This is a genomic window from Microcoleus sp. AT9b-C3, from assembly GCF_036705485.1.
Taxonomy (GTDB): domain Bacteria; phylum Cyanobacteriota; class Cyanobacteriia; order Cyanobacteriales; family Microcoleaceae; genus Microcoleus.
On the sequence record NZ_JAUBUR010000003.1, the window covers coordinates 105,977 to 118,348 of the forward strand.

General features: G+C 50.2%; 6 protein-coding genes and 1 tRNA gene. 2 read left to right on the forward strand and 5 right to left on the reverse strand.

Features of this window, described 5'->3' with window-relative positions; all coding sequences use genetic code 11:
* Positions 1-43 precede the first annotated feature (43 nt).
* The 5 genes from QUB77_RS03960 to QUB77_RS03980 form a co-directional block, all read right to left on the reverse strand.
* Positions 44-5,431 carry a DUF4347 domain-containing protein gene (locus tag QUB77_RS03960; protein WP_333170166.1) on the reverse strand — a complete coding sequence of 1,796 codons (5,388 nt, stop codon included), beginning with the start codon at positions 5,429-5,431 and terminating at the stop codon, positions 44-46.
* 698 nt (positions 5,432-6,129) lie between these two features.
* Complete coding sequence (locus QUB77_RS03965) at positions 6,130-6,489, reverse strand: NIL domain-containing protein (RefSeq protein ID WP_333170165.1); 360 nt, start codon at positions 6,487-6,489, stop codon at positions 6,130-6,132.
* Positions 6,490-6,643: 154 nt separating this feature from the next.
* Positions 6,644-7,522 carry a sulfate ABC transporter permease subunit CysW gene (gene cysW / locus QUB77_RS03970; RefSeq protein ID WP_333170164.1) on the reverse strand — a complete coding sequence of 293 codons (879 nt, stop codon included), beginning with the start codon at positions 7,520-7,522 and terminating at the stop codon, positions 6,644-6,646.
* Complete coding sequence (cysT, locus tag QUB77_RS03975) at positions 7,512-8,372, reverse strand: sulfate ABC transporter permease subunit CysT (RefSeq protein ID WP_333170163.1); 861 nt, start codon at positions 8,370-8,372, stop codon at positions 7,512-7,514. The genes cysW and cysT overlap by 11 nt, the downstream gene beginning before the upstream one ends.
* Positions 8,373-8,460: 88 nt before the next feature.
* Positions 8,461-9,606 (reverse strand): sulfate ABC transporter substrate-binding protein, encoded by a 1,146-nt coding sequence (locus QUB77_RS03980; protein ID WP_333170162.1) that lies wholly within the window; start codon positions 9,604-9,606, stop codon positions 8,461-8,463.
* Positions 9,607-9,988: 382 nt separating this feature from the next.
* Between QUB77_RS03980 and QUB77_RS03985 the strand changes: the two genes are divergently transcribed.
* Both QUB77_RS03985 and QUB77_RS03990 read left to right on the forward strand, forming a co-directional pair.
* Entirely contained in the window at positions 9,989-12,145 is a 2,157-nt protein-coding gene (locus tag QUB77_RS03985; RefSeq protein ID WP_333170161.1) for a WD40 domain-containing protein, read from the forward strand.
* Between the two features lie 138 nt (positions 12,146-12,283).
* Positions 12,284-12,356, forward strand: a tRNA-Thr gene (locus QUB77_RS03990).
* Positions 12,357-12,372: the final 16 nt, after the last annotated feature.

Genomic DNA, 12,372 nt, shown 5'->3' on the forward strand with positions numbered 1-12,372 from the left:
CAAGAGTAAGGTGCGCAGTGCGCACCCTACTGTTCCCAGTGGACTAAACCAGCAAGCTAAAACTCTGAGCCGATAACTGGCTCGGCTGTACGCCCGTCACTACAGCCAAAATCTGGTCGCTGTTGGCAAGCCCGATCGCCGTCGAGCCATTAGTTTCGGTCAATGACAGTTGATTGAAGTCCAAGCCTCCCACCAACCCGATCGAATCAACTCCTGCGGTGAAGTTGAAAATCGTGTCAATTCCTCCGCTCGCTGACAAGACAAAGCCATTGCTGCCACTGCCGCCGACGAGGGTATCGCTGCCCAGGCCGCCAAATAGCAAGTTATCGCCAGTACCACCAAATAGCAAATCATCACCGCTGCCGCCAATTAAGGTATTGTTACCGTCATCGCCGCAGAGAGTGTCATTGCCTTGATCGCCAAATAGCACATCTTCGCCAGCGCCTCCCAAAATTACGTCATCGGCTTTGCCCCCGTACAATAAGTCATTGCCTTCGTCGCCAGAAAGAGAGTCGTTGCCACGATTGCCATAAATCGTATCGTTACCGCGATCGCCAAAAACGAGGTCAAAGCCTTTGCCACCGAAGAGAGTATCGCTATCGATGCCTCCGTAGACAGTATCGTTGGCCGTATTGCCATTAATGTAGTCACCGCCCCCTCGACCAAAGATCAAATCGTTGCCGCCCAATCCGAAGATAGAGTCACTGCCGGCACTACCCACGATCGTATCGTCGCCGTTAGGGCCATTGATCACATTACCTGCTGAAGAAGTGCCTGGCTCATTGGGAGTAGCGATCCTGGGGAAGTTCTCAGGGCAAACCAAATCTGTTGGTACAGGTGCAGGAGTCGGCGTCGGTACAGGTGCAGGCGTCGGCGTCGGTACAGGTGCAGGCGTCGGCGTCGGTGCAGGTGCAGGCGTCGGCGTCGGTGCAGGTGCAGGCGTCGGCGTCGGTGCAGGTGCAGGCGTCGGCGTCGGTGCAGCAGGAGTCGGCGTCGGTACAGGTGGCAGCGGCGGCGTCGGTGGTGTCGGTGGTGTCGGCGGAGTCGGCGTCGGCGTCGGCGCTGGGAAGTTCCCGAAGTTGATGCCAGTGACAATAGCGCCCGAAGTTAGGTTGATATCGGCGGGTTCGGGTGTGCTTTGGGTAAACCCAGTTTGGTTGACTTCCCGGACACGGTAGGTTCCCGGCGTTAGGTTCGCGAACAGGTAGTTGCCACTGTCGTCTGTGGTAGTAGTAACAGGCGCAGGAGCAGTTCCAGCTACGACATTGGTTAACTGAATTTGGAAATTGGCTAAACCGGGTTCTCCAGCATCCTGAGTGCCATTGTTGTTGGTGTCTTGGAACTTCAGACCTCGGATCGCCCCGGGTTGGGGCAGGAAGTTGCCGAAGTCAATGCCCGTGATGTTATCGGAGGGATTAACCGTAACGGGGGCGGGGTTGGGGGTCGTCTGCGTCCAGCCGTTTTGCTGGACTTCCCTTACCTGGTAAGTACCTGCGGGTATATCTCGGAGAGTGTAGTTGCCCGCTGCATCAGTGATAGTAGTAGGTTCGCCCTGCTGAAAGATGCCATCGGGATTGATACTGTCGAGGAATATTTGCCAGTTACCTAGCCCCAATTCTCCGGCATCCTTAACGCCGTTGCTGTTGAGGTCATTGAATTTTTGACCGCTGATTGTGCTCGACTGGAAGTTGCCGAAGTTGATATTAGTGATGTCTTGACCGCTGGTGACAGTGATGTCATCCGGGTCGGGGGTAGTTTGCGTCCAAGTAGGTTGCAACACTTCCCGCACCTTGTAGGTTCCTGCTGACAAATCGAGGAATTGGTAGTTACCGGCGGCATCGGTGAGGGTGTTCGCTTCCCCGGTGTCGAGAGTGCCGTTATCGTTGGTATCGAGGAAGAATTGCCAGTTGGCAAGCCCTAGTTCCCCAGTATCTTGTACCCGGTTGTTGTTGAGGTCATTGAACTTCAGACCGCTGATGCTATTGGGCCTGAAGTTGCCGAAGTTGTTGTTTTGAGAATCGGTACCGCTAGTGACGGCGATCGTAAACGCCCCGGAAAGAGTAGGCGTAGCTGCATCGATGGGGGGCACAGTTTGCGTCCAGCCTGTTTGTGGCACTTCCCGCACTGTATAAGTGCCGGCTGTAAGGTCGTCGATCTCATACTGACCCGTAGCATCCGTGATTTCGCTTTCTTCATCAGCATCGAATGTGCCGTTATTGTTGGCATCCAGGTAGATTGTCCAGCCTCCTAGCGGTGGTTCTGCTGGCGCATCTTGGATGCCATTTTTGTTGAGATCGTTAAATTTGATCCCGCTGATTTTTCCTAGTTGGAAGTTGCCGAAGTCTCGAGCCGTAAGGTTTGTGCCGCTGACCGGGTTAATTGGATAAAAAGTCGGGCCGGCGGTTTGTGAGAAACCAGTCGGTACGTCTTCTCTCACAAAGTGCCTACCGGAGCCGACGTTGGGAAAGGTATAAGTGCCAGCAGCCGCTGGGGCTGTTCCGGTAACTTGAGAGGCGATTTCCGCATCACCGCTATCTAAAGTGCTGTTATCGTTAGTATCCTTGAACAAGCGAATGGTAGTGCCGTTGAGGGGGGTGTCGTCAGCAGAGAAGCCGTTGCCTGTGAGGTCGGTGAATTTGGTGCCGCTAACGGTGATGTTTTGGAAAACGCCGAAGTTTTGATCGGTGACGGGAGTACCGCTTTGGGCACTAACGAGAATTGCGGCAGCGGGGAAAGAAATGCTGGAGTTAGCTGGGGCAGTGGCTTGTATCAGGTAATTGCCGGGGCCTATCTCCGAGAATGTGTAATCTCCAGCTCCCGCAGTGGTTTGTGCAGTGCCGACAACTGTATCTGTGCCGACTTCTAGTGTGCCGTTGGCGTTGGTGTCTTTGTATAAGTTAACGGTGATGCCGTTTAATACGGTGTCGTCGGGAGTGAAGCCGTTGCCCGCGAGATCGGTGTAGGTTTTGCCTGCGATCGATGTCCGTTGGAAGTTGCCGAAGTTGGCACCGGTGACATTAACAATACCCGTATTTGCCGGAGTCGGGCCGACAGTCTGCACCCAAGCAGTCGCAGGCGTTCCAGCGGGGGGCGCTTCTGTAATCGGAGTATCGGTTTTTACGTCGCGGAGGATGTAAGTGCCGTCGGCTGCGGTAGTAGCGCTCTTCGTGCCTACAGAAATCACCCAGCCCGGAAGACCTGGTTCAGTCGCCGCGGCACCTTGCAGGCTATCCCCGTTAAAGTCGTTGAATTTAACCCCTGTGACGATCGGGCCGTATTCATAAGCACCGATATCAACAGCAGTGCCGATCGTCCGGGGAAAGCCAGCGCCCCGCTGGTCCGTCGCGCCAGCAGCAGCCACAGCCGTGGCATCCCCAGTATCGATCGCCGGATTAGTGACGGTGGCAGTGCTGTCAGCCAAAGCATAAGTCAGGGGAACGCCTGTAGCCTGGTTCAATCCTGGGGTAGGGGCGATGACATTTGCTAGAGGAACGGTCAGTTCCTGGGTGGCAGGTAAATTGGTGAGATTACCACTGTTCGGATCGCCAACCTCCCCGATCAAATTGTTCGTGCTGGTGGCAGCGAAGGATGTCCCGAACACGTCGGGACGGACGCCACCAGTATTGCCTGCGACGATCGAATTTCTGAGATTCACAGTACCGCCGTTAGTAGCAATTCCCCCCCCGTAAGCAAGAGCAGGATCGTTACCAGCACTGTTGGCCGTAATGGTGTTGTTAGTGAGAGTTGCACTAGCGGCCAAGTTGACAAAAATCGCGCCACCCGCCCCAAGGCCCGGTCTAGCACCGCCTGTAGGGGTCAGGCCGACCGGATCGCCGCCTATTGCTGTGTTGTTGAACAAAGTGCTGTTGTTCAGGGTCAAACTGCCAGCATTTACAAAAATTGCGCCTCCCAAACCAGCACCGCCGCCGCCACTGACTGGGCTACCAGTGCCACCTGGGGTAAAACCTCCGAGGGTCGTGCTCAGTACTTCTGCTGCACCGCTGCCGCTACCTGCACCGAAGCCACCGACACCGCCACCGCCGGTCGCACCTGCGGTACTGCCGGTACCGCCAGCGCCGCCAGCGCCGCCACCGCCGCCGAATCCGGCAGCGCCACCAACGCCCCCAGCGCCCCCAGCGCCTGCAGTGCCCGAACCTGGCGGGCCGCCGGAGCCGCCAGCGCCACCGCCACCGCCACCGCCACCGAGGCCGCCACCGAGGCCGCCCGCGCCGCCCGCGCCGCCGGCTCCGCCGTTAGTCCCGCCGGTACCAGCGCCGCCCGTACCGCCCGCGCCGCCGACTCCGCCGTTAAGACCGGTTCCTGGCACTCCGCCACTGCCAGCGCCACCACTGCCGCCCGTACCGCCGGTTCCACCTGCCTGGCCGATGCTTTGCAACCCGGTGAGGCCTGCTTGACCGGGGCCGCCTGCGGAAACGAAGGGAAACAGGCTTGCAAAGTCGGTGTTGCCGCCAGGGCCTCCGGCGGCGAGAGCGACGGGGGCGCTGCCAGCGCCGCCCGTAGCGCTGTTGCCATTGAAGGTAACGCTATTAACTGTGACATCGCCGCTGTTGATAAATAGTGCGCCGCCCATGCCGGCTGCACCGCCGCCGCCGCCCGTACCTGCACCGCCTTGCGCTCGAGCACCGGTCAATGTCAAGTTGGAAAAGCTGACTGGCGCAGTCGCGCTGTCTACAAAAAAGCCCCGGTTATTACCGAAATTTAGGGTGAAACCGCCGCCGGTAAACGTGATGGGGGTGGAAATTCTGGGCAGAACCTGTCCGGTGGCTAAGGTGATGTTGCCGGTGATGGCAATCGTGTCTGCATTCGGCAAAGCGTTAGCCAGAGTTATCGCATCTCGCAGTTCGTCAAATGTGGCGACTAAAACTGCGCTGTAAGCTTCCCTCGCCTCAGCCGAAAATGCCAAAGCCGTCTCTATTTTGCCCGTAGTCACTTCCAGCACCCAGTCTCCACCCAGTGTTGCACTGCCGGTCAAGTTGTCGGAAGCGGCAATATTTGCTCCCGTGAGCTGGCTCAGCCTTTGGACGAAAGCCACACCTGCTTCTGTGGTGGCGACGTTGCAACCGTAAAGTAGAATTTCGGCTTTAGCTGTAATTGGAGAGTTAGAGTTTGCCTCAGTTGTTGGCAAAGCAAACCATGTTTCTAAATAATTGCGGTAGGTTTCAATGTTGCTGAGATTTAGTTCTGTTGCTCCCAGTTGCAAGCTGGCTGCTGCGCCGTGAGACAAAATGTGGACGGCTGCAATGTTTTGCCGCAGTTTAAGTGTTTCGGCGATTTGCTCGATGCCGTCGCGATCGGCTTTCAGAATAACAACTTCTGTATCGGGATTGACCGTTTCTGTTAAACTTTCGCAATCTTTAACTTGTGAATCTGCAAAAACTATCTGGTGTTTCCGTTCTTTATAGAGTTCCACTTTCAAATTCTCCTGGTACACGCACACATCAAATTCATATCACAAACCAACCGCAGCAGCGATCGATCTTTTGCCGCTGCGGATGAGAGTCGTTGGCGAAGCCCTTGAAGAGGATCGCCCCTAACTTTCACCTAAATTGAATATTGACAAAAACCTTTTTTTATGCTCCCCTGTCCTAACTGAGTTAGTTTGATTGTTTAGAAGTTTTAAAGGGGAATATTGTTCCGGCTGTTACAACAATGTTGGAGAAGACTTGCGCGCTGTTTTCTGATTTACTGAGAGATGGATAAAATACCAGATTTTATAAAAATTGTCAATCAAATAATTAACCGATGACTATCGATATTTGTTAATCAAGAGTCATCAGTCACGGTTATTAGCTGTAAGCTGATATTATTGGGTAGTTGTTGGCTGCTGAAGGATCTGTATGTGCGATCGTCTTCTGCAAGCTCCGATAACGAACAACCGCAATCAAATTGGTTGGTAGTAAGGAATGCCAGTCCGGTGAGTTTTATGAAGGCTTGCATTCCTCACTATAACCTTGATAACGCTTATTTTACAGGAATAGATAGGCTAACTCATGACTAACATTCCTACAGAAAATTAGACTCAATAAACCTGCTCGAAGAAAGAAAATTAGGCGTGGGACTCCCGAATATTAAATCCTCTTCCAGTTTAGTGCGTCCAAGAATCACTAATTACCAAGTTTCTTCGTCAGGATTATTGGAATTGCTCCAGATTTCCACATCTAAATCATTGAGATAAATCAGAGCAGTTTCAATCTGTTTACTTGTACCGTTAAGTTCCAAATCAAACCAACCGTCATCTAAAGTTTTGACACCCAATAAAGCAGCATTAAAATTTACCGTCAAACCGTATTCAGAAATCAGGTTAGAGATTACAGGTTCCTGATGGTATTCTTTAGGAACACGAATGCGAATGCGGGTTTGAGTGGGTCTGCTGTCACCACTATCAGATTTGGGAATATCTGATTCTTGGGTTTTGTGAAAATTGTCGATCGCCTCAAATTGAGATTCGCTAGTGTTGTGAGCTAACATTTGAGCCTCCTAATGTTTGTTTCAGTTTACATTTTGCAGCCATATCTTGTAGGGTGCGGATCTGCGAAATTTTAGAGCTTCCAACCAGATTGTGGATAGCGCAGCCCATACTAATGACTAACAAGTTCGCACCCTAAAGCCTCATGAATGGTGATTATTCTTCAACTTCTTTGATCTTAGTTTTTCGTTCTAAAATCTCCTTAAGCACGAGGGTAACAACTGCTAAAAGACCGAGAACTACCGCCGCCGAAAATGCGGCTTGCGTCGCATACTGCTTGTAAGCATCCTCTACAAACAAAGGCAAAGTTTGCGTTTTCTTAGCAATATTTCCCGACACCACAGAGACGGCTCCAAATTCTCCCATTGCTCTAGCATTGGTCAAAATTACTCCGTAAAGCAATCCCCAGCGAATACTGGGAAGCGTGACATTCCAGAAAATTTGCCAGTCATTTGCTCCCAAAGTTTTCGCCGCCTCTTCTTGATCTGTCCCCACTTCTTCCAAAACAGGAATCACTTCGCGCGCCACAAAAGGCAAGGTAACAAAAGCAGTAGCTAGCACCATCCCAGGGAAGGCAAAAATAACCTTGATATTGGCCGCATCTAGCCACGGCCCGAACCATCCCAGCCGACCGTAGAGCAGTACAATCATTAAACCTGCAACTACGGGAGAGATGGCAAAAGGCACGTCTAAAAGGCTAATTAATAGCGTGCGACCCGGAAATTTGTTGCGGCCAATTACCCAGGCGGCACACAAACCGAAGACTGTATTTATAGGCACAACTATCAGAGAAATCACCAGGGTGAGTTGCGCTGCATGCAGAAAATCGGGCGAGGTTAAGTTAGACAAAAATGGATCAAATCCCTTTCTGAAAGCTTGATAAAAAACGTTGAGAGTAGGGATAAATAAGACAAGAGCGAGATAGCCGATCGCAATTCCGATTAAAGTGGGTTTTACCCAAGCTTTTTCCTGACTCCGACTAGAACCTGCGGGCGGAAATTTGTAACCAGCGGGTGAATTGATATTAGCCGTCATAGCGTCTTCTCCATGCTTGTAAGAGATTAATGGCGAACAGCATTGCCAGGGAAATAGCTAACATGACAGTGCCGATAACTGTTGCTCCGGCATAGTCGTACTGTTCCAACCGTTGGAAAATTAAAACCGGGGCGATTAAATCTTTGAACGGTATGTTAGAAGCTACAATTACCGTAGATCCGTACTCGCCCACCGCTCGCGAAAAGCCGAGTGCTACTCCGGTTAAAATAGACGGAAATAGCGGTGGCAAAACTACTCGCCAGAAGGTTTCAAATTGAGAAGCACCTAAGCACCAAGCTGCTTCTTCGATTTCTTTTTCCATCTCGTTTAAAACTGGCTGTACGGTTCTAACTATAAATGGCAAGGAAATAAATATCATCGCTATACCTACGCCCAAGCGAGTAAAGGATATCTTGATTCCCAAAGGTGCAAAAAGCGAACCAATCCACCCGTTATCGCTGTAAACTGTGGCGAGAGTTAAACCGGCAACGGAGGTGGGCAGTGCAAAAGGCAAATCGACGATTGCATCGACAATCCGTTTTAAGGGAAAGTCGTAGCGGACTAAAACCCAGGCAATTAATGTGCCGAATACTCCGTTAATTAATGCCGCAATTAATGCCGTAAAGAAGGTGACATCGTAGGCGGAAAGGGCGATGGGAGTGGTGGCAATTGCCCAAAATTCGGCGGGGTTTGCTGTGCTGGCTTTCAGCAGCATTGCTGTAACTGGGAGGAATAGCATTAAGCTGAGGTAGCCTAGGGTGATTCCCCAAGGTAATGTTATTTTGCCGATCGCCCTTTTGATATTTTCGATCGGAGATTGAGGGTTGCTGGTTGGAGATGATACAGCCATAAGTGAATACTTTGGATTTGGAAGAATAGTGAATCTATCTGATCCCAGACAACTTCGGGGAAGTCGGGGATCTGGGCATTCTGTTTTTTTACTGTCTAATTGAACCTTGGATTTTGTCAAAAACAGCTCCGTCATCGAAGAATTTCTGCTGAATATCTCCCCAACCTCCTAAGTCTTGAGCTGTAAATAGGGTTTTGATGGGGGCATATTTTTTGACAAATTCTGGTTCTGCGGCTACTGTCGCATCTACTGGGCGGAAGCCTACTTTGGCAAATTCTCGCTGAGCTTCTGGGGTGTAGAGAAACTTGACAAATGCTTCGGCGACTTCGCGAGTACCGTGTTTATCAACGTTTTTATCGACAATGGCAATCGGATTGTCGATCGAAACATTGACTTCGGGAATACTGTAAGTCGGTTTTTCGCCTTTCTCACCTGCCAGAAGAATCTCGTTTTCGTAGTTAATTAAGGCGTCGCCTTGCCCTTGTTTGAAAAATACATCAGTGGCTTCGCGGGCATCTTTAGTCAGAATCGGGACGTTTTTGTAGACTTTGCTAGTAAAGTCTAATGCTTTGGTTTCGTCTCCTCCGGTTTTAACAACCGAGCCCCAAAGTGCGAGGAAATTCCAGCGGGCAACGCCTGATGTTTTGGGATCGGCAGTAATCACTTTTACTCCGTCTTTGCTTAAATCTTCCCAGGTTTTGATGTTTTTGGGATTGCCTTCGCGGGTAACTATTGCCCCTACCGATTTGCTGACTATGCCTTCGTTGGGAACTTCTTTTTCCCACCCAGGTTGAATTAGTCCAGCTTTTTCGATTTTTGCGGTATCGAGGGCTAGGGCTAGGTGTACGATGTCTGCTTCTAAACCGTCAATTACGGCCCGAGTTTGGGAACCGGAACCGCCGTAGCTTTGGTTGAAGGTGACGGTTTGACCCTTTTCTTTTTGCCACTGTTCTACAAATTTGGGAATTATCGCTTCATGGGCGGCTTTGGTGACGGCGAAGGATACTAGGGTTAATTCTACGTTGCCTTTGTTGGCTGCTGGGGTAGCACCGCCTGGAGTGGCAGCGGGGTTGTTGGTGGTTCCCTGGCCACAGGATGCAACGGCCAGACTTAAAGTTATTCCCACTAAAAATAGCGACACAAATCTTTTGAGCGCCGTAAATGATTGATTTGTGCTGGCTGGTGGCTGTTGCGGCCACTGAAGGTGTTGAGTTAGGCGTTGCCACGGGCTCATTATATTTATTCCTCTAGTAAAAGTACGGTTATCAGGTAGGAATACCGTAATTATGGTTGTGAAGTACGATTATAGACAAGAGCGAGTCAAAAGGCAACAAAAAAAATAAACTGGGGGAACTCAGGGTCGATCGCATATCCTGAAGTCTTTTCCGTCGGTGTTTTCGAGTCAGATTCGGGGTAAAATGTAAAGTGTATAAATAAATATTATTATTAAGTTAAGGTGCTAAGCTGGCGCGGCTGCACGATTCGCCTGCACGATACGCCTTACGACTACCATCGGCCGATCGCCCCAATCTAATAGCCCTGCCAAGAGTCCCCGCCCCAGGGGGATATGTCTGACTCGCGCGATCGTCCTTAACTAAGAAAAAGTTTTAACTGGTATGTCCTTACCCCGCCCAGTCTCAGACACCCTAATTGAACTGTTGAAGCCTGTAGCCTCTGAATTGGGAGAAAGATTGGGAGCAAGCGCTGTCAACGAACGCTATGCAGAAATTGAGCCCTCTGGTTCTTCAACTTTAAACCAGCAAATCAAAAAAGACCCTCGCTGGATTAAAGCACAAATGAGATATTTGCAGCGGCAGCAGGCCAGAGAACAAGAATTAATCGCCCTCGCCGGCGCAGAAGAAAGGGTAAAGGAAGAACGCGCTAATCGAATTAAGGCACAAGAAGTAAGAGATAAGCGGGCAATTAGCCGGCTTTGCCGTGACTTAATGCGAGAGTTTCAATCAGAAGCAATTCGAGTGAAGCTGAGCGAAATTCAAACTATTTGGGACAGGGACAACTGGTTTTCTAATTTGAGCAGGCAGGAAACTGAACAGATTTTGCAGCAGCAGCAGCACCGATTGCTGCTGTTAGTTGCTCCCGCCAAAATAAGCCAAGATTGCCCTGATTCGTTTCGCCACAATCTGAATATCGAGCTGCCGGCTAAGTTAAGAGCTTTTTTGAACCAGCACTACCCCCAGCACGGAGATGTGTGTCCGGTTCAGTTTTACGGAGACTATTTCAAAAAAGCGATTTCTGATATTGATGTGGAGCGGTTGCAGACTGTGTTGTCTCCGGTACCTACAGCTATACTGTACAGCGATATCAGCGATTATGAAGTTAATTTTCATGTTGGTTTTTGGGGAGTAATAAATCAGAGCGTTTCTCTAGTGGCGATGCAGCCTTGGAATTGGGAAGAGGTTTATCACCAGTTGGAGGCAGAGGGAAAAGATAGAAAGCTGAGTCTGCGGATTATTCGGCAAATAATTGTGACTATTCACAAGTTATTGGCGGCTTTTTTAGCTGATTTGTATTATTTAAATATCGATTTTACTCACGAACCTCAGTTATTTAAATTAGAGGCGGAATTTGCTCAGGAATGGTTTTCTAAAGATTGGGCAAAACCGTATATTGAAACTCTTAAAGAAATTCAGGAGGAGCAGCGAATAGTCTATAAGGGAGAGATGCGGCGGCTGGCGCTGCGAGAGGCGAAAGCTAGGGCGGAACGCCAGCGTTTGGAAGAGGCTGAACTCAAACGCAGAGAGGAAGCTGAGGCAGCATCTAAGCGGGTGAAGGAATTAGCTCACAAATTAAAACATCAGAAATGGCGGTGTGTATTTACGCTGCCCGGACATTCATCGTTTGTGAATTCTCTGGCGATTAGCCCTGACGGCAAAATTTTGGCTAGCGGTAGTTGGGATAAAACTATTAAGATTTGGAATTTAGAAACCACGGAATTAATTGGCACTCTAACGGGACATTCCGATCGCGTAAATTCAGTTGCTATTAGCTATGACGGAAAAATGTTGGTCAGCGGCAGTTCGGACGAAACAATTAAGTTTTGGAATTTACACAGTGGCGATTTGCTGTGTACTTTTCCGGGACATTCTATGGAGGTGAATTCGGTGGCGATTAACCCGAAGCGCCAGGTAATTGCTAGCTGCGGCGGCGCTGATAATACGATTAAGCTGTGGAATTTGCGGAGTGGTGAGTTGCTGCGGACTTTGAGGGGTCATTCTGACAATGTGAATGCGGTGGTTTTTAGCCCGGACGGTAAAATATTGGCGAGTGGCAGTTCGGATGCGACGAGCAAGGTTTGGGATGTGGAAAGCGGCAAGTTGCTGCGGACTCTTTCGGGGTTGAATGTTGGGGTGAATTCTGTGGCGATCGCCCCAGACGGTCAGATTCTTGCTAGCGTCAGCAATGATTATACGATTAAGCTGCGGAATTTGCACACGGGCAGTTTGTTGCGGATTTTAAATACTAATTATGCGAAGGGAAAGGGTGTAACGAATTTAGGAACGAATGAGGCGCTGCATATTTTGCAGAATTATGTGAGTCGGGGCGATTCGGTTGCTATCAGTGGGGACGGTTTGACTTTGGTTAGTGGCTGCGATGATAATACGATTAATATTTGGAATTTGCAGACGGGGGAGTTGTTGAGCAGTCTGAAGGGACATTCGGGTACGGTGTACTCGGTGGCGATCGCACCTTCGGGCAATTTGCTCGCCAGCGGCAGTGCGGATCAGACGATTAAGATTTGGCGGTGCGATTAGTTAATGGGCAGTGGGCAGTGGGCAGTGGGCAGACAATTTCGGTTTTGCCCTTACGGGGAGGGGTTTTGAGCGAATTTGAAAAAAAAATGGCGGGGGGGTTGCGCTAATGACTATAAGTTTGCTATATTAAGTTTCACTGCTGGTGTAACTCAGTTGGTAGAGTAGCTGATTTGTAATCAGCCTGTCGCAGGTTCAAATCCTGTCACCAGCTTTATTAGTATAATTTT

What these genes read in the sequence shown, in the direction of transcription:
- QUB77_RS03965 (WP_333170165.1), bottom strand. Translation starts at nt 6,489, where the DNA reads ATGTTAGCTCACAACACTAGCGAATCTCAATTTGAGGCGATCGACAAT.
- cysW (WP_333170164.1), bottom strand. Translation starts at nt 7,522, where the DNA reads ATGACGGCTAATATCAATTCACCCGCTGGTTACAAATTTCCGCCCGCA.
- cysT (WP_333170163.1), bottom strand. Translation starts at nt 8,372, where the DNA reads ATGGCTGTATCATCTCCAACCAGCAACCCTCAATCTCCGATCGAAAAT.
- QUB77_RS03980 (WP_333170162.1), bottom strand. Translation starts at nt 9,606, where the DNA reads ATGAGCCCGTGGCAACGCCTAACTCAACACCTTCAGTGGCCGCAACAG.
- QUB77_RS03985 (WP_333170161.1), top strand. Translation starts at nt 9,989, where the DNA reads ATGTCCTTACCCCGCCCAGTCTCAGACACCCTAATTGAACTGTTGAAG.